Here is a 20899-nt window from a genome sequence, read left to right as displayed (position 1 = left end):
GGGGTCACGTCCCCTCCCGGGCCCGGGCCCCCTCGCGGGCCGCCCTCTCCCTGACCAGTTCCCAGGCCGCGTCGAGCGCCCGTTTGGAGCGCTCGGCGACGAGGGGCGCAGCGTGTCCGTGCCGTGGCAGTTCGACCGCGGCCAGGCCCGTGTACCCGGCCCGGTCCAAGGCCCCCAGCACGCCGGGCAGGTCGATGTCGCCCTCACCGAACTCCAGGTGTTCGTGCACGCGGGGGCGCATGTCGTCGAGTTGTACGTTGGCGATGAGCGCCCCGGCGCGCGCGACCGCGCCCTCGGGGCCGTCCGGTTCGTTGCACACCCCGTGCCCCACGTCGAGGGTCACCCGGAGCCGCTCGGGGTCTCCGAGTCTGCGCCGCAACTCCAGCACGTCCGCCAACCGCTCCGCGAACATGCCGGGCTCCGGCTCGAAGGCGAGGTCCACCTCGTGCTCATCCGCCGCGACCAGTACCTTCTCCACACCCGAGGTGAGCCGGTCCCACCCCTGCTCGGAGCCGGCCCCCTCGGGAAGGATGCCGGACCAGAAGGACACCGCTTCGGCGCCCAGTTCCGCGGCGATCCGGACCGACCGGCGCAGCAGGTCCACCCGCACGTCGCGGTCATGCTCCGAGACGAGTGTGGGTTCGTGTTTGCGGCGCGGGTCCAGGAGGTACCTGGCTCCGGTCTCCACGACCACCGCCAGATCCAGCGCGGACAGCCTGCGGCCGAGCGCGCTCACCCGGGCTTTCACGTCCAGGGAGAACGGGTCGAGGTGCGGGTGGTCCAGGGTCAGGCCGACCCCCTCGTAGCCGAGGTCGGCGATGATCGCCAAGGCGTCGTCGATCCGGTGGTCCCAGAAGCCGTTGGTGCCGTAACCGAACCTCATGTCACCGACACCGCCTTGGACGCCTTTGCGGCCACGGGCGCGCCGACCGCGAGCGCGCAGGCCGTCCCCGGAGCCCCGTACCGGGACAGCAGGGCCGCCTGGAGCGGGATCATCCCCCGGATTCCCACGCCCGTCGCGGACCGGGCGTTCTCGGCGACCGGTTCGGCCAGGGCCCGGCACTGGACCAGGCCGACGGTCGCGGCGAAGGCGCCCGCGAACCCGCCCGCCGCCACCTCCGACACCGAACCGCGCACGGTGTCGGGGGCTGTGCGGGACGGGTAGGCGGCCACCGCTGCCCCGGCCAGGGTGCAGGCGAGGGCCGCGGCGGCGGTCCCGGGCCGGGTTCCGTGCACCTCGCCCCGGCTCAGCGCGGTGACCCCCAAGGTGTGCACGGCCATGGCCAGGGCGGGTCGTGCGGCCTCGCGCGGGCGCTCACCCGCGCCGAGCAGCACGTCCAGGCCCCGGTTGGCCGCCATGCCCAGCGGGGACAGCGGGGTGGGTTTGAGGACCAGGTCGTAGGTCCACACGGAGGCGGCGAGGGCGGAGGCGACCAGCGCTGAGCGGCGCCCGCCGGCCAGCGCGGCCGCGCCCACCCCGGCCGCCGTGAGCCCGGCCGCGATCCCCAGGGCCTGGCCCGGTCCCACCGCCCCCGAGGGGATGGGGCGTTCCGGGCGCTCGACCGCGTCCAAGTCGCGGTCGGCGTAGTCGTTGAGGGCCATCCCCGCCCAGTACATGCACACCGAGGACACCGGCAGTGCCCAGGTGCGTGGTTCGCGCAACCGTCCGGCGGCCGCGGCCCCGGTGAGCGAGTCACCGAGGACGGTCAGGGCCGCGGGCAGGCGCACGAGCCGGGCCAGCTCACGGAGTCCGGGTTTCGCTGGCGTTCGGCCGGTCATCGGCGCTCCCCTCCGTCCGGTGCGGCGCACCACTCGGTCAGTGCCCGCCACTGCTCGGACAGGCCGTGCACGCCACTCCCGGCCGGGTCCTTGAAGAAGAAGCCCAGCTCCGGCACGGGACCGACCCGGCCGGTCCGGTGTGCGTGGGCGGCCAGCCGCGCCAGGTCCAGGACCAGCGGCGCGGCCAGCGCGGAGTCATAGCCCGACCAGGTGAACTGGAGGGTCATCCGGGTGCCGAGGAATCCCTCGAAGGACACGTGGTCCCAGGCGGTCTTGGCGTCGCCCAGGTCGGGCACGTAGTCGATGTGCAGGGGCCCGTCCACCGGGTGCCCCAGCAGGTGCTCCAGGCCTCGGGCCTTGGAAGAGGTCTTGCTGTCGTTGCTGTCCGGGTCGGCGAGGGTGGCGCCGTCGCCGCCGCCCAGGAGGTTGGTGGACGACCACGAACGCACGCGCAGTGCCCGCGACGCGAACATCGGCGCGAGCGCGCTCTTGACCAGGGTCTCCCCGGTCTTGCCGTCCGAACCGGCCCACGGCAGGCCCAGGCGCTCGGCCAGGGCCGCCAGGGCGGCCGGGCGCGGCCCCGCGTTGGGGGTGAACTCCACGAAGGAGCACCCCGCCCGCAGGGCCGCGTAGGCGTAGGCCGAGCTCGCCGGAACCCGGGCGGTCCCCGCGTCCAGGGCCGTCTCCAAGAGGTCGGCCTCGGCGAGCTCAGCGGCCTGTGTCGGAGGCGGTTCGGTACTGGACAGGTCGATGACCACGACGCGTTCCACGGCCTCGCGCTCCGCGAACGCGCGCAGGTCGTGCTCCAGCCGGTCCACGTGGCACCGGCCCAGCCCTTCGGGGCGGGGCTCCAGGCCTTTGCGGATCCGCCGGTCCACCGCGTCGAGTTCCTCCTCGAAGGCCTCGGGCAGATGCGGTGGGATCACACCGGACCTGGCCAGTGGTTCCGCGCTCTTGGCCAGATGGGTGCTGGAGACGTCGTGGCCCCCGAAGACCAGGTCACCGAGTTCGGGCAGGTCCGCTCCGGCGAACTCGGGGCGTTCGGTGACGCACCCCGTCCGCTCGGCGGCGCCCGCCCGTACCGCCAGGGCGCCCAGGACGGCCGTGGTGGCGACCGAACCGCGCGCCCCGACCAACCACACTCCGATGCGTGTCATGCAGCTCCTCTGTCAGCTGGTCGTCGTGTCAGGTGGCCTTCGGCCAGCTGGCGGTGGTGCCAACCGGCCGTCGGCGGCCTCCTGTCAGTGGTCGTCGTGTCCGGGGGCCCCGTCTTCGCCGTCGCCCACGGCCTCGTCGCCGTCCTCCGCGTCGTCGGGTTCGAGGGCGCCGCTGCCGGGCTCGGCGGGCAGGTAGAGGTGGATGTGGCCGTGCCCGGCCTCGATGCTGACCACGTCGAGCTGGGTGGCCGACACGGACCAGGCCGTGATCGCTTGGTCGCGCAGGTCCGCGGCGAGCTCGAGCAGCTCCAGCTGCTCGGCACCGTCGGCCTGGATCGCTGAGTTGTAGGCGGTCAGCGCGGACCCGAGCAGGTCGACGGAGCCGCTCAGGCCGGTGTGGGTGATGTTGAAGCCGGTCTCGCCGGAGTCGGCGTGGTCGAAGTGCGCACCGGCGTTCCTGACGGTGCTGTGCCAGTCGTCGACCTCATCGGTGTCGGGGAAGTCCTCGGAGGGCGCGGACCCGTCCGCGGGCAGCACCTCGTTCAGGGACTCCAGAACGGGTAGCACCTCGTCGTGCGCCGCCCTGGTGTGTTCGATCAGGTCCGCGACCTGGTCGACGTGGCGCTCCTCGGCGGAGGCCTCCAGTTCGGCCACGCGCTCCGGGTCCGGTGTGACCTGGTCGTCCCCTCCCATGAAGACGAACACCACCGCGGCGACAACGGCGCCGACCAGCAGAACTGATCCGCCGGTCAGCCACCAGGTGGTGTGGGTGGAATCCACGGAGTGGACCTTCTCGGTCGTGTCCGGGGACGCCTTCTCGCTCTTAGCGGAGGCTCGCTTCCTCTGCTCCTGCTCGGTGCTCACGGGCACCTCCTGTCAGGTTGACACTTGCCGGGTTGCGGGCGGCGTGTGCCGTGCGAACGACGCCGCGGGGGTGCGGCGGGGCCGGTGCTCCCGGCCCCGCCACGGTTCGCCGTGCTAGCAGGGACTAGATCCGGGTCAGGCGGTACTCAGGGCCCTGAGCCCGTCGGCCAGGTCCAACAACTCCTCTCGTGCGTTGTCGTCGGCAACGGTCTCGACGACCGCGACGAAGCGGTCGACGGACCGGTCGGCCTGGGCCGGTCGGCCGACGTCGGTGTGGTGCTCGCCGAGCTCCAGCTGCGGGGTGAGCCGCCGCTCCTCGGAGTTGGTCAGGCCGCCCTCTTCGGTGAGCGCGTCGACCCGCTCCTGGACCTCGCCGAAGGTGGTCGGCTCCGTGTCGTCCTCGAGGTCGGTGACCTGGACGTCGCGGAACCAGACGAGGTCGTCGTCACCGTGGTTCTGCAGCCCGATGTGCCCGGACGACAGGTCCCGGTCGGGTTCGGTGCTCTCGAACTCGTTGACCAGTTCGCCGTTGATCCAGACACGGATCATCGGGTCCTCGACCTCGATCTCCATCGTGTTCCACTCACCGACGTCCTCCGGGTGGGAGTCCGCGGCCTGGAAGCTGTAGATGGCGCCGGTCTGGGCGATCGGGTCGCCGTCGGGCGCCCCGTACGGGTCGATCTGGACCTCGTAGCCTTCGTCGACCGCGACCCAGGGGTCGTCGTCCGGGTCGGGGAACCCGACGAAGACGCCGGAGTTGTCGGTCTCCTCGTGGGTGAGGTAGTCCAGCTTCAGCCGGAAGGAGTCGAGTTCCTCCTCGTGCCAGAGCAGGCCCATCCCGCCGGCGGTCTGCAAGACGCAGCCGTCGCCCTCGTCGACGATGTCGAAGCCGCCCGGACCGGCCATGTTCCAGCCGTCCAGGGACTCCCCGTCCCACAGGGCGCGGTAGCCGTCGTCCACGTTGGGCGGATCGCACTCGGTGGGATCGGACTCGTCGCCGACCGTGATCGAGTGCGTGGACGAGGAACCGGTCTCACCGTCGCCGTCGGTGGCGACCGCGCTGACCGAGTACTCGCCCTCGTCCGCTTCTTCCCAAGAGGCCTCGTACGGGCTGTCGGTCACCGTGGCGACCGCCTCCCCGTCGACGAGGAACTCGACTTCCTCGATGCCGGCGTCACCGTGGTCGGTGACCTCCGCGGCGAGTGGGACGTCCTCGCCCGCCTCGTAGGTCGCGCCGTCCTCCGGGCTGGTCAGCTCGGTCTCGGGCCCTTCGCCGTGTCCGCCGTCGTGGTCGGCGTCCACCTCGAAGTAGTTGAGGTTGAACAGGTCTTCGTCCGTGTCCTCGTTGGCGAACACGAGGAACAGCTCGAACGTCCCGCCCGGGTCGCTCACCTCCATGGTGACGTCGGTCCAGTCCTGCCAGCCGCCGGTGGGCTCGACATCGACGCTGCCGAGCACCTCGCCGTCGGGCGCGTCAGCGCGGGCCTCGATGGCGCCGCCCTCCCCGTCCGAGCCCACACGGAAGTCGATCTCCTCGACCCCGTGCAGGTTGACCGGGTCGTAGGAGACCCAGTCACCGTCACCGATGCCGCCCAGGTTGCGCAGGCCGCCCTCGGAGTCCTCCGTCTCCTCGGTCTGGACGCCTTGGCTGTCCGAGAAGTACTGGGCCTGCATGCGCGCCGGGTTCAGCGTGATCCCGTCGCTTCCGGTCAGCGCGGGCGCGTCGTCCCCGCCCTGGTCGGTGTACTCGGCCTGGAGGACCCAGAAGATGTTCATGTCGTGGCCGTGGGCGCTGTCGGTGCCGGTGGCGCTCACGTCCTCGCAGCTGTCGTACTGGGTCCAGGGGTGGGCGTGGGTGTCGTGTCCGAGCGAGGAGGTGACCTCCACCTCGTCGCAGTCGATCCCGTCGCCGATGGATCCGTCCTCGGCGTCCTCAACGGACACCTCGAACGGGATCTCGTCGCCCCAGTGGAAGAACGAACCGTCGTGCGGGGTGTCGAAGGCGACCTCGGGCTCGGTGTTGCCCGCCGTGATGGCCACGGTGGCCTGGCCCGTGCGCTCCTCCTCGTCCGTGACCGTGAGGTTGACCGTGTACCGGCCCTCCTCCTCGAAGGTGTGGGTCGGGTTGACCTCGGTCGAGGTCTCGCCGTCATCGAACGACCACTCGTACTCGATGGCCTGGCCACCCGGGTGGTGCGAGTCCTCACCGGAGAACTCCACGGTCAGCGGTGCGGGGCCGGAGGTGGTGTCGGTGTCGATGCTGGCCACGGGGCTGTCCCCGGCGCCGGTGTAGTCGATGCGGGAGATCGCCGAGTCCTCGGACCCGCCGAACCAGCCCGAACCGTACTCGAGCACGTACAGCGCGCCGTCCGGGCCGAACTCCATGTCCATGGGGTTGGCCAGGTCGATGTCCGGCACGGTGTCGGTGATGTCGAGGATCCCGCCGTCGTCGTCCAGGTGGACCTGCTTGATCCACTGGCGGGTCCACTCGTAGAGCAGCGGAATGCCGTCGTAGTACTCGGGCCACTTGTTGTCCGACTCCAGGTCGGGGTCGAAGTGGTAGGCGGGACCGCCCATGGGGCCGCCGCCGCCCTCGCCCAGGTGCGGGAACTCCTCGGATTCCTCGTAGCTGTACCAGATCGGGGCGGGCGTGACCGGGGGCAACTCCTCGAGGCCGGTGTTGAGCGGTGAGGTGTTGACCGGCGCGTCGCAGTCGAACGGCTCACCCGAGGTCTCGGTCTCGTAGTCGTAGTCGATGTAGGCGGAGTTGTCGCCGATGCAGTACGGCCAGCCGATGTTGGCCGCCTCCGTGATGTGGTGCCACGTCACCGTGTTCTCCGGGCCGCGGTCCGGGTCTGCCTCGGGCGCGTCCGGCCCGTAGTCGCCCAGGTAGACGCTGTTGTCGGTCTGGTCGACCGCGAACCGGAACGGGTTGCGCAGACCCATCGCCAGGATCTCCGGACGGGTGTCCTCGTCGCCGTACTCGTCGGTCGGGAAGAGGTTGCCGTCGGGGATGTCGTAGCTGCCGTCCTCGTTGACCGAGACGCGCAACAGCTTGCCGCGCAAATCGTTCGTATTGGCCGAACTGCGCTGGGCGTCGAAGGCCGGGTTGCGGTTCTCGCGCTCGTCGATCGGTGTGAACCCGTCGGATCCGAAGGCGCTGGTGTCGTCGCCGGTGGACAGGAGGAGGTTCCCGTCACCGTCGAAGTCGATGTCGCCGCCCACGTGGCAGCACATGCCGCGGGTGGCCTCGACCTCGAGGATCACCTCTTCACTGTCCAGATCGAGCTCCGGGGAGTCCCCGTCGGTCAGCTGGAAGCGGGAGAGGTTGTTGTGCGCCTCGTAGGGTTCGAAGTCCTCCCAGGTGCCCTCCTCGGGTGCCTCGCCTGACGGGACGCTGTCGATGACGGGCGCGTAGTAGAGGTACACCCACCCGTTGTCCTCGAAGTCCGGGTCCAGCGCCACGCCCTGGAGCCCGTCCTCGTCGTGGTCGTATACGGGGAGATCGGCGACGGTCTCGCTGCTGTAGGACTCCGGGGACCACAGGGACACCTCGCCGTCCCGGGAGGTGTGCAGGACCCGGCCGTCCGGCAGGACCGCCATGCCCATGGGCTCTCCGACGCTCTCCTCGCCTTGGGCCAGGGTCACTTTCTCGAAGTTGTCCCACTCGGTGGCGCCGCAGTCGCCCTCGGCCTGTCCGGCGGCCCATTCCAGGCCGCCCAACAGGTGGTCGGCGAAATCCTCCTCGGAGAAGGACTCGATGGTGTGGCCGCCGCCGGTGTACCAGGACTTTCCGCCGTCGAACTCCTGGCACCAGGCGATCGGGTGGTCGTAGCCCATCTGTCCGCCCGGGTCGACCTCGTCCTCGTAGGACTCCTCGTTCAGTCCCGCCAGGACGTGCACGTCACCGCGAGGGCTGGCGTCGAAGTCGTACCATTCGTCGTGCCGCTCCCAGCTGGCCGGGAGCATGTCGGTGGAGGGGTGGACGCGGTCGTTGACCATCACCTCGGCGTCTTGGGTGCCGGGCGGGTGGCTGGCGAAGTAGGCCCCGACCAGGTCGCCGTACCACTCCCAGTCGTAGTGGGTGTCGGAGGCCGCGTGGACGCCGACGTAGCCGCCACCGTCCTGGATGTAGTCCTCGAAGGCGGCCTGCTGGTCCTCGTCCAGCACGTCGCCGGTGGTGGAGAGCCAGATGACCGCGTCGAAGTCGGCCAGGTCCTGCTCGTTGAAGATGCCGGCGTCTTCGGTGTGCTCGGTCTCGAAGCCGTGCTCCTCGGCGAGGGCCTCGTACAGGGCCACGCCGTAGGGGATGGAGTCGTGTCGGAATCCGCTGGTCTTGGAGAAGATCAGGGCGTTGAACGAGTCCTGCTCGGTCTCGTCGGCCTGTGCCGGGACCGACGTCAGCCCGATGGCCAACGCGATGCTCGCCGTTATGGCGCCCAGCGCTCGTAGGGGTCTCTTGATCACGGGAAACCTCACCTGGGGGTGGGGGGTCGATGAGTCCGTGCGGCGTGCCGGCGCCGACGGCAGGGACGGTTACGCGTTCGCGGGACGACCGGGTGTCGGTCGGGTGCGGGCGCGAACCGTTGGGGAGTACCTGCTATCGCGTTCGGAAGCGGGGGGTGGCCGCCTCATCGGTGGCTCAGTCCACAGCGGCTCCTTTCGTCGGGGGCAAGGAACGGAGGAAGGACAGGCCGTCGACTGCGATCGCGTCCTGGGCGGCGGCGAGGGGACGCCACACGGACGCGGCCGTGTCGATGCTGGCATTGTCCGCTGCGAACGACTCGATGACCAGGGGGCCTGAGTAACCTGATTTGCCCAATGCGGTTACGGTCCGTGACCGCTCCAGGTGGTCGGCGCCTAGCGCCCCTCGGTCGTTCGCAGAAACTCGGGCATGGTGCACCCGGCCCGCCCGGGGCCGGTCTCCGCCCTCGACGGACGCCTCCGGCGCGGCTGCTCCGGTTCCCTTGGGGCGGGGGTCGGTGGTCATGACTCGTCTGCCTCTGGGGCGCTGGGGGAGGGCCCGTCGACGTCTGGGACTTCGACCCAGCGGCGCTCCTGCGCCGAGGCAAGGACGGACTCGGCGATAACGGCGGCCCGCAGTCCGTCGGCGAAGACGGGCAGGCCCTCGGGCTCCTTCCCGGAGATGGCGGCCCCGGTGTCCGCGATCAAGGCGTTGAAGCAGTCCTGGTACCCCTGCGGGTGGCCGACCGGGAGTGTGATGAAGCGAGCTGCGTCGGGGCTGAGCGCGGGGTCGTCGCGGGAGATGGTTTCGGTGCGCCCCCGTCCGCCCGCCCACAGGGTCTCGGGGCGTTCCTGGTCGAAGCGCAGTGAACCCTCGGTGCCCGACACCTCCAGCACGAGCTGGTTCTTGCGGCCGGGGGAGACCTGGCTGATCACGGCGCTGCCGACCGCACCGCGCCCGGTGGCGAACTGGAAGGTCACCAGGTCCTCGGTGGTGACCGCCCGTCCGCCGTTGGCGCCGCGGTTCTCGGCGATGCGCGAGGTCTGGGCGCTGACCGAGGTGATGCGGTCGCCGGTGACGAACTCGAGCATGTCGCACCAGTGCGAGCCGATGTCGCCGAAGGCCCGGGAGGGGCCGCCGACGTCCGGGTCGACGCGCCAGTTGTCCTCCTCCGGGTAGAGGAGCCAGTCCTGGAGGTAACCGCCGTGCGCGAGGCTGACCCGGCCTACGGCTCCGGCGGCGACCTGGGCGCGGGCTTCGCGGGCCATGGGGTGGAAGCGGTAGACGAAGGGGACGACGGCGACCCTGTCGGCCTCGTCGGCGGCCAGGGCGAGGCGCCGAGCGGTCGCGGCGTCGGTGGCCAGCGGCTTCTCGCAGACGACGTGCTTTCCGGCGGCGAGGGCGGCGAGGCTCAGTGAGGCGTGCAGGTGGTTGGGGGTGCACACGTGCACCACGTCCACGTCGGGGCTGTGGATGAGTTCGAGAGCGTCGGCGTGCGCCCTGGCGATGCCGTTGGCGGCGCGGAACCGCTCGGCCTTGGCGGAGGAGGATCCGGCGACCCCGACGACCTCGCCTCCCGAGGCGCGCACGGCGTGGGAGTGGACCCGGCCCATGAAGCCGGTTCCGATCACCGCGGCTCGGTAGGTCTCGGGGGTGCCCGGTCCGGATGCTGAGTGCTCATCCGGATTTGTGACCTTCTTCACTGACATGTCCGAGACGTTACGTCTGACTTATGTCGAAGGTCAAGCATAAGTTGCCTGATATGGGCAAATTAGATGGAGGTCAGTTGTTCAATAGATCCTGTGCTTCACTGGTCGCATGACGGAAGACGCGCTGACGGCCACGGAGGGACCGGGGGCGACACCCCTGCGGAACCCGGCCACCACGACAGCCGCGCCAGGTGCCGGAACCCTGCTCCGGTTGCTCCGCGACGGCAGACCACGAACCCGTTCCGAACTGGCCTCCGTTACCGGCCTGGCCCGATCCACGGTCACTCAGCGCGTCGACGCGCTCTTGGCCAGCGGCCTGATCGGCCCGGCCGGTGAGGCCGTATCGACCGGTGGCCGGCCGCCGACGACCTTCTCCTTCCAGCCCAGCGCACGGGTCGTCCTCGCCGCCGACCTCGGTGCCACGCACGCACGGCTGGCCCTCACCGACATGTCGGGGACCGTGCTCGCCGAGGACCGCGCGGACATCGACATCGCGCTGGGCCCCGAAACCGTCCTCGACTGGGTGGTGGAGCACGGTCGGGCCCTACTGGAGGGGGCGGGACGCACCACCGACCAGCTTCTCGGTTTCGGTGTGGGCCTGCCCGGCCCGGTCCAGCACTCCACGGGGCGCGCGGTCAACCCGCCGATCATGCCGGGCTGGGACCACTTCGACGTCGCCGGCTACGTGAACGAGAGCATCGCCCGGCCCGTGCTGGTGGACAACGACGTCAACATCATGGCGATCGGGGAGCACCACGTCGCCTGGCCCACCGCGAGCCATCTGCTGTTCGTCAAGGTCGCCACCGGTATCGGCTGCGGGATCGTCAGCGAAGGCAACGTCTACCGAGGTGCTCAGGGCGCGGCCGGGGACATGGGGCACATCCACGTCCCCAGCGGCGCGGACAAGCCCTGCCGTTGCGGCAACACGGGCTGCCTCGAGGCCGTGGCCAGCGGACACGCGCTCGCGGAGGCGCTCACCGAGGAGGGCGTCCCGGCCTCGGGCGCCCGCGACGTGGTCGAGCTGTCCCGCAGCGGATCCGTCCCGGCCCTGCGCGCGCTACGCCAAGCCGGACGCGACGTCGGGGAGGTCCTGGCCGCCTCGGTCAACATGTTCAACCCCTCGGTGATCGTCATCGGGGGCGCACTCGCCCAGGCCGGTGACCACCTGCTCGCCGGGGTCAGGGAGATCATCTACCAGCGGTCCCTGCCCTTGGCCACCGAGCACCTGAGCATCGTCTCGTCCAAGGCGGGGGAGGGCGCGGGCGTGATCGGTGCCGCCGTCATGGTCATCGAGCACTGCCTGAGCGCAGAGCACGTCGAGACCCTCGTGATGGGCGGCTGACCGGCCGGTCAGCCGCGGAGGGCACGCGAAGGGGGCGGGGTCCCTTCCGGGTCCCCGCCCCCTGTGGTGCTCTCGGGTGCTTGGTCAGTCCTCGCGGGTGCCGTAACGGGCACGGTCCTCCTCTGCCTTCTGTACCTTCGCGCGGGCGCGGGCGGCGTCGTACTCGGCGTCTTCCTCCATCGCGCGGTAGCGCGCGGGGTCGTACTCCCTCTGGCCCACGTCGGGAAGGACGCCCTCGTGCCGCAGTGCGCGGCCCGGACGCGCATCCGGCGTCTCCGGAACACCGCTGACGATCGAGCTCCGGCCGACCCCGCGCAGCAGCGAGGCGATCGCGAGACCGCACACCAGGTTGATCAGACCGGTGGCGACCTGGCTGGCGGGCTCGGCGCCCTGAGTGAAGGGCGCGACGGCCGCGATGGCCGTGGCCAGCCCTACGATCCAGCCGAAGAACGAGAGCGCTCGGGGCGCGGACATCAACAGCATGTGCAGCAGGGCGGTCGCCAAAAGAGCGATCACACCTGCCAGAAGCGCGTATCCGACCGTTCCGGCGTCACCGAGGTGACCCGCTTCCTCCGGCGCCAGTATGGGGACCCCGAAGACCCCTCGGACGACCAGGGTGCCCGCGAAGATGACCAGTGCGGCGACGATCGCGGTGGCCAGGCCACCTGACCAGAGCCGGGTCACATTGACGGCTCGTTCACTTCCGGTTTCGTTCATACCGATATCCCTAAATAGGGCTCGAACTCGGTCGTAGGCCACCTACCCGCAGCTCCGCAGCGGTAACCCACGCGTGGAACACTGTGGGTATGGCTCCTTTCGCGCACGCCCGCGTCGATCTCGACGCGATCACCTCCAACGCTCGGCTGCTCCGTGAGCTGGCCGCGGGGACACCCCTCATGGGTGTGGTCAAGGCCGACGGATACGGGCACGGGATGCTGCCCGCCGCGCACGCGCTGATCGAGGGCGGCGCGACCTGGTTGGGCACCGCGTTCATCAAGGAAGGGCTGGAGCTGCGTCGGGCCGGGATCACTGTTCCGGTGCTGTCGTGGATCATCCCGCCGGGCGAACCGGTGGGCGAGGCGATCGAGGCGGACATCGACCTCGGGGTGAGCGGCCGCGCGGTCCTCGACGAGGTCATCGCGGAGGCCCGCCGCCTGGGCCGGGCCGCCCGAGTGCAGCTGAAGGCCGACACCGGTCTGCACCGGGGCGGTGTCGACCAGGCGGACTGGGAGTCGGTGGTCGGTGCCGCCGCGCAGGCGGAGGAGGAAGGCGTTCTGAAGGTGAGCGGGGTGTGGTCGCACTTCGCCTGTGCCGACGAACCCGGGCACCCGTCGATCCGGGCGCAACTCGAGGTGTTCCACGAGGCGCTGGAGGCCGCGGACAAGGTGGGGCTGGCCCCCGAGGTCCGCCACATCGCCAACTCGGCCGCGCTGCTGACCCTTCCGGAGGCGCGTTTCGATCTGGTCCGCGGTGGAATTGCTAGTTACGGACTCTGTCCGATTCCCGATTACGACGTGCCCGGATTGCGGCCCGCGATGACCCTCGAGTCCAAGGTCGCCCTCACTAAGCGGGTGGCCGAGGGCAGCGGTGTCTCCTACGGTCACCGCTACTTCACCGAGGACGAGACCACGCTGGCCCTCGTGCCGTTGGGCTACGCCGACGGCGTTCCCCGGGCCGCCACCAACAAGGGCCCCGTCCTTCTCGGCGGCCGTCCCCGCGTCATCGCGGGAACAGTCTGTATGGACCAGTTTGTTGTCGATGTGGGAGACGACCCGGTGGAGGCAGGCGAGTACGCGGTACTGTTCGGCGATCCGAACGAGTATCCGGCCGTCCCGACCGCCGAGGACTGGGCCGAGGTCCTGGACACCATCCCGTACGAGATCGTCACGCGGGTCGGTGCCCGGGTGCCCCGCGAGTACGTCAGCGGGGGCCAACGCTCTCCCCGATAACGGTCACGAACCGCCTCCAACCCGCCTAACCTGGGTGAAGAGGGACCTCTAGGCGCGCTCGGTCGCCGCCCGACCACCACCGACACTGACGAGAACGATGACAGACACCACAGCCACCGCCACAGGCGCGCCCACCGTCCGAGCGGTCACGGCCGCGACGGACGAGGACATGCGCGTTCTCGGCCGTGACCTCGCCGCCCTCTCCCGCCCCGGAGACCTGATCATCCTCTCCGGGCCGTTGGGCGCGGGTAAGACCACCTTCACCCAAGGCCTGGGACAGGGCCTGAGCGTTCGAGGGCCGGTCACCTCGCCCACCTTCGTCATCTCCCGGATCCATCCCTCACTGGTCGGCGGACCCGCCCTCGTGCACGTCGACGCCTACCGGCTCGGCGGACCCGACGAGATCGACGACATCGACCTGGACATGACCCTCCCCGACTCCGTCACCGTCGTCGAGTGGGGAGAGGACGTGGCCGAAGGACTGGCCGACGACCGGCTGGAGATCCGGATCGAGCGCCATCCCGACGACACACGCATCGTCCATCTGCGCCCGGTCGGCGCCCGGTGGGCCGACATCGACCTGCCCGGCAGCGCAGCCGGCAACGGATAGGCGGACACCCGTGCTGCTCTTGGCCTTCGACACCGCCACCCCCGCGGTGACCGCCGCCATCGGCGAGACCGCCCCCGACGGTGCCTTCACGCTGCGCGCCAGTGCGAGTTCGGTGGACGCGCGCCGCCACGGCGAACTCCTCACACCCACCATCCAGGGCCTCCTGGACGAGTCGGGGCTGGTCCTGAGCGACCTCGACCACATCGCGGTCGGCACCGGCCCGGGCCCCTACACGGGCCTGCGGGTCGGCCTGGCCACCGGCCACGCCCTGGCCGACGCCCTGGGCGTCCCCTGCCACGGGGTCGCGACCCTGGACGCGCTGGCCTTCGCGACCAAGCGGACGGCTCCGTTCCTGGGCCTGACCGACGCCCGCCGCAAAGAGGTGTTCTGGGCGCGCTACGACGACCACCTCACCCGCGTGGGCGAGGTGCGCGTCGACCGGCCCGCCGAGATCGACACCGAGGGCCTGCCGCTGGTCGGGGAAGGGGCCCGGATATACGCCGAGGCGCTCGGCCAAGAGGTTCAGGAACCGCTGCTCCCGGACGCGGCCGCCATGGCCGAACTGGCTCTCCTCCGGTTGCACAGCGGGGAGAGCCTGCCCGAACCCAACCCCCTCTACCTGCGCCGTCCCGACGCGATCGCGCCCGGCGCTCCGAAGAAGGTCCGACAGTGGGTGAAGTAAACGCGCGGGTGCGCCTGCGCCCGATGACGACCGACGACGTGCCGGCCGTCATGGTCCTGGAACGCGCCCTGTTCCCGGAGGACGCCTGGAGCGAGGGCATGCTCCGCGACGAGTTCGGCGAGACCGCCAGCCGCCACTACGTGGTGGCCGAGTCCGACGGTGCCGTCGTCGGCTACGCCGGGCTGCGGTTCGTCCCGCCCGAGGGCGACGTGCAGACCATGGCCGTCACCGAGAGCGTCTGGGGACAGGGGGTCGGGCGCGCCCTGCTCACCGAACTCCTGAACCAGGCCGAGGCGCGCGGTGTCACCCACATGTTCCTCGAGGTGCGCTCGGACAACCCGCGCGCGCAGGACCTGTACAAGCGCTTCGGCTTCGAGGCGATCGGTGTGCGCCGGGGCTACTACAAGGGGGCGGACGCGATCGTCATGCGGCGCGTCGCGGAGAAGGGGAGCCATGAGTGAGCCGTTGATCCTGGGGATCGAGACGTCCTGCGACGAGACCGGTGTGGCCCTGGTCCGCGGCTGCGAACTGCTCGGCGACTCGGTTGCCTCCAGCGTCGACCAGCACGTGCGCTTCGGCGGTGTCGTGCCCGAGGTGGCCAGCCGCGCCCACCTCGAAGCGATGACGCCCACCGTGCACCGGGCCTTGGACAACGCGGGGGTGAAGCTGTCCGACGTCGACGCCGTCGCCGTCACCGCGGGTCCCGGTCTGGCCGGTGCGCTCCTCGTGGGGGTCTCCGCCGCCAAGGCCTACGCCATGGCGCTCGGCAAACCGCTGTACGGGGTCAACCACCTGGTTGGACACGTCGCCGTCGACCAGCTGGAGCACGGGCCCCTCCCCAAACCCTCGATCGCCCTCCTCGTGTCAGGCGGCCACACCTCCCTTCTGCTGGTGAACGACCTCGCCACCGACGTGGTGTCGCTCGGTGACACCGTCGACGACGCGGCAGGTGAGGCCTACGACAAGGTCGCCCGGCTGCTGGAGCTGCCCTATCCGGGAGGGCCGCCCATCGACAAGCACGCCCAGCGCGGCAATCCGAAGGCGATCCGTTTCCCGCGCGGCAAGTGGGGCGACGGGACCTACGACTTCTCCTTCTCCGGGCTCAAGACCGCGGTCGCCCGCCACGTGGAGGACTCCGACCGCAAGGGTTACCCGCTCGTGGTCGCCGACATCGCCGCCGCCTTCCAGGAGTCGGTGGTGGACGTGCTCACCCGCAAGGCGGTGGACGCCTGCGTCGAACACGGGGTGAGCACCCTGGTGATCAGCGGCGGGGTGGCGGCCAACTCCGCGCTGCGCTCCCTGGCCGAACAGCGCTGCCAGGAGGCCGGGATCGAACTCCGCGTCCCCCGTCCCCGTCTGTGCACGGACAACGGCGCGATGATCGCCGCCCTCGGCGCCGAGGTGCTCTCCGCAGGGATGCCTCCGTCGTCCCTGGACCTGGCCACGGACACCTCCCTCCCGGTGGGCTCCCCGCTGGCCGTGTAGTCGAACCGTTTCCCTGGGGCCCCGCCGATCCGTACCGGACCGGCGGGGCTTCTTGGTGCTTGGGGGCCGGTGGTGCGCACCCTGAAAGGTTGCCGATAGCGGCCGGGAGCGTTTCTCCGCACCATTGAGGTCCGCGCGGTCGCCGGTGACGGGGCGGCGTGCGCGGCCGGAAGGGAGGGTGCTGTGTTCATCGTTCTGGGATTGCTCGGGGTAGGCGGGATCATCGCCCTCTTGGTCTTCGGTGAGGAACTGATGTTCGGTGTGGGCTGTGTGCTGAGCATCCTCACGCTGGCCGCGGTGGTCGTGGGCATCTACGCCCTCACCCAAGGGGACCTGGAAACCGCGCTCATCTGCTTGCTGGCCTTCCTCGTGCTCGGATTCGTCAGCCGGTTCACCATGTTCTTCGACATTTGACCGGGACTAGAACCCGGCTCGGTCGGCGTGGTTGGGTACGGGTATGTTCGCTATCACCGCAGCACACATCTCGTTCGACGACCCGCTCTCCGGGCTGGAGGCGGGCGAGCGCCCGGACCCCGAACCCCGTGAAGGGTGGACGACGGTCCGGGTCAGGGCCGCCTCGCTCAACCACCACGACATCTGGAGCCTGCGCGGGGTCGCGCTGGGCGAGGACCGGCTGCCGATGATCCTGGGCGGGGACGCCGCCGGGGTCGACGAGGACGGCAACGAGGTCATCGTGCACGGGGTGGTCACCGAGCCCGCCAAGCCCGGCAAGACCCCCCGGTACTCGCTGCTCTCCGAGGTCTACGACGGAACCCTCGCGGAGAAGGTGCTGGTTCCTAGGGAGAACCTGGTGCCGAAGCCCCCCGAGCTCTCCTTCGAGGAGGCCGCGTGCCTGCCGACCGCGTGGCTGACCGCCTACAGCATGCTGTTCGGCAAGTCCGACCTGCGGCCCGGCTCCACTGTGCTCGTGCAGGGCGCTGGGGGAGGGGTCTCGGTGGCGCTGATCAAGCTGGCCAGCCAGGTCGGGCACCGGGTGTACGTCACCAGCCGGAGCGAGGAGAAGCGGGCCAAGGCCCTGGAACTGGGCGCATACGCCGCGGTTCCGTCCGGCGAGCGCCTGCCGGAGAAGGTGGACGCGGTCTTCGACTCGGTCGGCCAGGCCACCTGGAAGCACTCGATCCGAGCGCTGAAGCCGGGCGGCGCCATCGTCACCTGCGGTGCGACCAGCGGGGACGCCCCCTCCGCCGAGCTCACCAGGGTGTTCTTCCTCCAGCTCCGGGTGCTGGGTTCCACCATGGGCACCAGGGAGGAACTGGCGGCCCTGGCGGAGATGTGCGTGCGTACCGGTGTTCGGCCGGAGATCGACCGGGTGCTGCCGTTGAAGGACGCGCGCGAGGGCTTCCGGGCGATGGCCGACGGGGAGCTGTTCGGCAAGGTCGTCTTCACTCCCTGACGGGTGTCCGCCCGCCTGTCCGGGGAGGAGCCGGTGCCGGGTCGGAGCCCTGGGCTAACGGGGCAGTTCGATCAGGCGCGGTGGAGTGCCGGGCTGTTCGTGCAACGGCCTACTGCTGCCCTCTGCTAGCGCCGCACGGACCCGACCAGCGATCCAGTCGGGGGCGCCGACCAGCTCCTCGCCCCTAAGCAGGGGGACACGGGCGACCACTGTGCCAGGGGCGTCGAGTACCTCTACGGTGACCTCGGCGGACTCCGATGCCTGGTCCGCTTCCACGGAGAGCAGGTTCAGGCGCTTCATATGCCAGTGAGTGGAGTCGATGGAGAGCTGGTCCAGGAGCCAGGCGTAGCGCACCCGGACGGGGGCGTGCGCATGGGGCGCCCAGAACTCCCCCTCGTGTCCGGGGAGAGCCGCCCTCACCTCACGGCCAGGGGCGGCACTCCCCAGGAGTCGGCGGAGGTCCTCTGCGTCCGTGTCGGCGCCGGGGGAGACGCGGGTCGCGGGCCCCCCGTCCCAAGCCGCGTGCAGTAGGGCCGGTGGGCCGGATACGTCCAGGGGTGACAGGAGGACGGCGGGGTCTGCCCGTTGGAGGGTCGCGCACGCGGCCATGAGCGGCACCCACCACTCCACGTGCGGCCAGCGCTCGGACGGGCGCAGCGGTTCTGCGTGGTATGGCATCGGCCCTCCCGGTCGCGACTGCGGGTGTGCGGCCGTAGGCGGCCGCACACCCGGGCGGCTAGATGTTCAGAGCACCGCGTACCCAGTCAGGGCAACGGTCTCCGGTCTGCTCACAGTAGGCGTTGAAGGCCCCCATGGGCTCGGTGGAGTGGGATGGGATGCGGAAGTCCACGATGGCGCGGACGGTCCGTGTATCCAGGACCTGGCACTCACGCCACCAGAACCAGCCGGTGCACTCGACTTCCCAGACTTCCGCGCGGTAGCGGTACGTAGTGCCGCCCGGAGGCTGCTCTTGTTCCTTGGTGTGGTTGGGCGGAGGGCTGGCGTTGGTGAACGGGTGGCGTGTGACCGTGCGGACCGCCTCCATACTCAGGTTGTGCTTCTGGTCGATTTTCTCCGCGCCGGAGCCCCTGCCGGTGGAAGGGTTGTAGTGACCCTGCCGCCAGATCACCGTGTCGCCCTCGACGTCGTCCCACTGGCTCAGTACATCGTCGGCCTGGGTAGGCTCCTGTTCCTCGACGTCAGGCACGACCCCGTCGGCCAGGAGCCCGATATCGGCCTCGTCCACGCCTAGGTTCTCTAGTTCTTCCAGGGCGAAGGTGTCTTCCGGGAGTTCCTCGCCAGTCGCGAAGACCCCGAACGAGACAGCGTCCCCAGCGGTTTCAGGGGCGGTCTCCGCATGAGCCGGAGCGGTGGACAGGATCATCATCGCGACACAGGCGCCGCCGAATACGGTCGAGGAAAATGAGGATGGCTTCACGTTGCACTTTCGTTCGATTGGACAAGTCGGCGAGATGCTAGGTGAAGTGGTTTTCCAGTGGCAATTCTGCGATGCGAAAATCCCATACTGGGCGGGATTTGGTGGCTTCCTTGGAGGTGTTTTGGGCTGCTTTGAGCTGCGAAGAGGTCTGGAGATCGGGGTTTCGGCCAGGCCTTTGAGTGCGATTTTCTGGAAGCGTGGCCGAAGTCGGCCACGGGGGATCCGCGTATATAATTCCTGCTCGGTAGAGCTCTTGCTGAATTGCCACGAAAAACCGCAGGTGATTCGGTGTTGACGCGCTCGTCCGCAGTGGAGGGGGAATGTGCGCGGGGTGGCCGGCAGCAGGGCCTACGGCAGCAGCGCGGTGGAGAGCATGTCGACGAGCTGCTCAGCGGCGGCCGCGGTGTCGTAGTCGGGGTCGGCGAGCTGCTCGGTCACGATCGCGTCGACGGCGCCGCCAACGATGATTGCGAGAGTGCGCAGGTCCGGCACGGTGCCGCCGGCCCGGTCGCCGCGCGCCGACGCGAGGAGCCCCGCTAGGGGTCCCCAGCGCTCGCTGGGTTCGTGTCCTCCCTCGTCGTGTGTCCTCGCCTCGATGATCACGCGGGTGTGCCCGGGGTTGTCCCGCAGGTAGCCGATCATCGCGCGGATGTAGGCGGCCGGAGCCCGCTCGGGTCCGGCCTCCTCGACGGCTGAGCCCACGCGCCCGACCAGTGACTCCAGGACGTGCTCGTAGGCCGCGCGGACGACGGCCGACTTGGAGGGGAAGTGGTAGAGCACCGCTGCCTTGGTGATGTCCGCGCCGGCGGCGATGCGGGAGAGGGAGGTCCCGCCGTAGCCGTGTGCGGCGATCTGTTCGACGGTGACCTCGATGAGCTGTGCCCTGCGTGCCTTCTCGGTCAGGGTGAGTTCTCTTCGGCCCCGGTCCCGGGCACCGGATCGCACTTTTGCCATGATCAGGATTCTACCGTACGGTTGAATTATTAACCGATCGGTTAGGAGTCGGGTGTGGGTGCCGGATTATCAGTCCACCGACCTGGTCGGCGCCGCCGTGTGCTGATGGCCCTGGGGGCCGGTGCCCTCGCCGTGGCGCTGGTGGCTGTGGTCCTGCCCCGGCCCGCACAGGTGGGGACCTGGACGAGCGGGTCCGGCCGCGACGAGTTCGAGCAGGCGTACGTCGAGGCCTTCGCCGGTCTGCCCGAACCCGACGAGACGCTCGACGTGCGCACCGACTTCGGTGTCGTGCGGGTCTACCGGTTCGCCGGGGCAGCCGACCGGGACATCCCGTTGGTGCTCCTGCCCGGCCGCGCGTCGGCCAGCCCTGTGTGGGCGGACAACCTGCCGGCGATGCTGGCGACCGGAGATGTCTACACGGTCGACCTGCTCGGCGAGCCGGGCATGAGCGTGCAGGACCGGCCGATCGAGGACGACGGGGACCAGGCGCTGTGGCTGCACCAGACCCTGCGGGGCCTCCCCGAGGACGGTTTCCACCTGGTCGGGCTCTCCATCGGCGGCTGGACCGCCGTGAACCTCGCGGTCCGGCAGCCGGGCCTGATCAGCACGGTGACCGTCATCGACCCCGTGTACGTCTTCGCTGACATGCCCGTGGGCACGATGGTGCGTGCCATCCCGGCGTCGCTGTCCTGGCTGCCGCGCTCCTGGCGCGACGGGTTCAACTCCTGGACGGCGGGCGGCGCCCCGGTGGAGGACGTCCCGGTGGCCGAGATGATCGAGACGGGCATGCGGCACTACACCCTGCGCCTGCCGCAGCCCACCAGGATCACCGAGGAACAGCTGGCGGGGCTCGACATGCCCGTGCTGGCGATCATCGCGGAGGACTCCGTCATGCACGACGGCCGGGTGGCCTTCGAGACCGCCGAAAGGGTCCTGCCCGACGGCACAGCCGTGCTCTACCCGGGCGCCTCCCACGCCGTCAACGGGGAGCAGCCCGACCGGATCGCCGCCGACATGGCTGCCTTCCTCAACGGCCTGGACTGACCCCCGG

19 protein-coding genes and 1 pseudogene are annotated in these 20899 nt (G+C 70.2%); 9 read left to right on the top strand and 11 right to left on the bottom strand.

Annotated features, from left to right (window positions below):
* Positions 1 to 4: 4 nt before the first annotated feature.
* The 7 genes and pseudogenes from ACYVDG_RS14615 to ACYVDG_RS14585 all read right to left on the bottom strand — a co-directional run bounded on the left by ACYVDG_RS14615 (position 5) and on the right by ACYVDG_RS14585 (position 9968).
* Positions 5 to 883, bottom strand: a complete 879-nt coding sequence (locus ACYVDG_RS14615) for a sugar phosphate isomerase/epimerase family protein (RefSeq protein ID WP_460751481.1) — start codon at positions 881 to 883, stop codon at positions 5 to 7.
* Complete coding sequence (locus ACYVDG_RS14610) at positions 880 to 1779, bottom strand: SCO3242 family prenyltransferase (RefSeq protein ID WP_460751477.1); 900 nt, start codon at positions 1777 to 1779, stop codon at positions 880 to 882. Before ACYVDG_RS14610 ends, ACYVDG_RS14615 begins: the two co-directional genes overlap by 4 nt.
* A complete protein-coding gene (locus ACYVDG_RS14605) occupies positions 1776 to 2936 on the bottom strand; it encodes an inositol-3-phosphate synthase (protein ID WP_460751473.1) in 1161 nt (386 codons plus the stop codon). Before ACYVDG_RS14605 ends, ACYVDG_RS14610 begins: the two co-directional genes overlap by 4 nt.
* A gap of 84 nt (positions 2937 to 3020) precedes the next feature.
* Positions 3021 to 3800 (bottom strand): hypothetical protein, encoded by a 780-nt coding sequence (locus ACYVDG_RS14600; RefSeq protein WP_460751468.1) that lies wholly within the window; start codon positions 3798 to 3800, stop codon positions 3021 to 3023.
* A 135-nt stretch (positions 3801 to 3935) separates the two neighbouring features.
* Entirely contained in the window at positions 3936 to 8267 is a 4332-nt protein-coding gene (locus ACYVDG_RS14595) for a ThuA domain-containing protein (protein ID WP_460751465.1), read from the bottom strand.
* 175 nt (positions 8268 to 8442) lie between these two features.
* Positions 8443 to 8715: pseudogene (locus tag ACYVDG_RS14590) on the bottom strand (sugar phosphate isomerase/epimerase); the annotation flags it as partial.
* Positions 8716 to 8786: 71 nt separating this feature from the next.
* Positions 8787 to 9968 carry a Gfo/Idh/MocA family protein gene (locus ACYVDG_RS14585; RefSeq protein ID WP_460751708.1) on the bottom strand — a complete coding sequence of 394 codons (1182 nt, stop codon included), beginning with the start codon at positions 9966 to 9968 and terminating at the stop codon, positions 8787 to 8789.
* A 115-nt stretch (positions 9969 to 10083) separates the two neighbouring features.
* On the opposite strand from ACYVDG_RS14585, the gene ACYVDG_RS14580 reads away from it, so the two are divergent.
* On the top strand, positions 10084 to 11316 hold the full coding sequence (locus ACYVDG_RS14580; protein ID WP_460751462.1) for an ROK family transcriptional regulator: 1233 nt from the start codon (positions 10084 to 10086) through the stop codon (positions 11314 to 11316).
* A gap of 84 nt (positions 11317 to 11400) precedes the next feature.
* Here the strand turns inward: ACYVDG_RS14580 and ACYVDG_RS14575 are convergent, their stop codons facing one another.
* On the bottom strand, positions 11401 to 12033 hold the full coding sequence (locus tag ACYVDG_RS14575; protein ID WP_460751459.1) for a DUF6069 family protein: 633 nt from the start codon (positions 12031 to 12033) through the stop codon (positions 11401 to 11403).
* 89 nt (positions 12034 to 12122) lie between these two features.
* Here ACYVDG_RS14575 and alr point away from each other — a divergent pair, with 89 nt between their 5' ends.
* The 7 genes from alr to ACYVDG_RS14540 all read left to right on the top strand — a co-directional run bounded on the left by alr (position 12123) and on the right by ACYVDG_RS14540 (position 17456).
* Positions 12123 to 13265 (top strand): alanine racemase, encoded by a 1143-nt coding sequence (gene alr / locus ACYVDG_RS14570; protein WP_460751455.1) that lies wholly within the window; start codon positions 12123 to 12125, stop codon positions 13263 to 13265.
* Positions 13266 to 13362: 97 nt separating this feature from the next.
* Positions 13363 to 13875, top strand: a complete 513-nt coding sequence (gene tsaE, locus ACYVDG_RS14565) for a tRNA (adenosine(37)-N6)-threonylcarbamoyltransferase complex ATPase subunit type 1 TsaE (protein WP_460751451.1) — start codon at positions 13363 to 13365, stop codon at positions 13873 to 13875.
* A gap of 10 nt (positions 13876 to 13885) precedes the next feature.
* On the top strand, positions 13886 to 14557 hold the full coding sequence (gene tsaB, locus ACYVDG_RS14560) for a tRNA (adenosine(37)-N6)-threonylcarbamoyltransferase complex dimerization subunit type 1 TsaB (RefSeq protein WP_460751448.1): 672 nt from the start codon (positions 13886 to 13888) through the stop codon (positions 14555 to 14557).
* Positions 14545 to 15018, top strand: a complete 474-nt coding sequence (gene rimI, locus ACYVDG_RS14555; protein ID WP_460751444.1) for a ribosomal protein S18-alanine N-acetyltransferase — start codon at positions 14545 to 14547, stop codon at positions 15016 to 15018. Before tsaB ends, rimI begins: the two co-directional genes overlap by 13 nt.
* Complete coding sequence (gene tsaD, locus ACYVDG_RS14550) at positions 15011 to 16042, top strand: tRNA (adenosine(37)-N6)-threonylcarbamoyltransferase complex transferase subunit TsaD (protein WP_460751441.1); 1032 nt, start codon at positions 15011 to 15013, stop codon at positions 16040 to 16042. The genes rimI and tsaD overlap by 8 nt, the downstream gene beginning before the upstream one ends.
* 183 nt (positions 16043 to 16225) lie before the next feature.
* Positions 16226 to 16456: a hypothetical protein gene (locus ACYVDG_RS14545; RefSeq protein ID WP_460751437.1), complete on the top strand. Its 231-nt coding sequence runs from the start codon at positions 16226 to 16228 to the stop codon at positions 16454 to 16456.
* Positions 16457 to 16499: 43 nt separating this feature from the next.
* On the top strand, positions 16500 to 17456 hold the full coding sequence (locus tag ACYVDG_RS14540) for a zinc-binding dehydrogenase (protein ID WP_460751434.1): 957 nt from the start codon (positions 16500 to 16502) through the stop codon (positions 17454 to 17456).
* A gap of 54 nt (positions 17457 to 17510) precedes the next feature.
* Here the strand turns inward: ACYVDG_RS14540 and ACYVDG_RS14535 are convergent, their stop codons facing one another.
* From ACYVDG_RS14535 to ACYVDG_RS14525, 3 genes are all read right to left on the bottom strand, one after another.
* Positions 17511 to 18134 carry a hypothetical protein gene (locus ACYVDG_RS14535; protein WP_460751431.1) on the bottom strand — a complete coding sequence of 208 codons (624 nt, stop codon included), beginning with the start codon at positions 18132 to 18134 and terminating at the stop codon, positions 17511 to 17513.
* A gap of 58 nt (positions 18135 to 18192) precedes the next feature.
* The gene (locus ACYVDG_RS14530) at positions 18193 to 18894 is read right to left on the bottom strand and encodes a hypothetical protein (protein WP_460751428.1); all 702 of its coding nucleotides are present in this window, start codon (positions 18892 to 18894) and stop codon (positions 18193 to 18195) included.
* Positions 18895 to 19242: 348 nt separating this feature from the next.
* Positions 19243 to 19848, bottom strand: coding sequence for a TetR/AcrR family transcriptional regulator (locus ACYVDG_RS14525; RefSeq protein ID WP_460751424.1), 606 nt, complete (start codon positions 19846 to 19848; stop codon positions 19243 to 19245).
* A gap of 105 nt (positions 19849 to 19953) precedes the next feature.
* Between ACYVDG_RS14525 and ACYVDG_RS14520 the strand changes: the two genes are divergently transcribed.
* The gene (locus ACYVDG_RS14520) at positions 19954 to 20892 is read left to right on the top strand and encodes an alpha/beta fold hydrolase (RefSeq protein WP_460751419.1); all 939 of its coding nucleotides are present in this window, start codon (positions 19954 to 19956) and stop codon (positions 20890 to 20892) included.
* Positions 20893 to 20899 lie beyond the last annotated feature (7 nt).

Source organism: Nocardiopsis oceani, assembly GCF_054777395.1.
The sequence above is the reverse complement of the archived record's forward strand: the minus strand, read 5'-3'. Positions and strand labels throughout refer to the sequence as shown.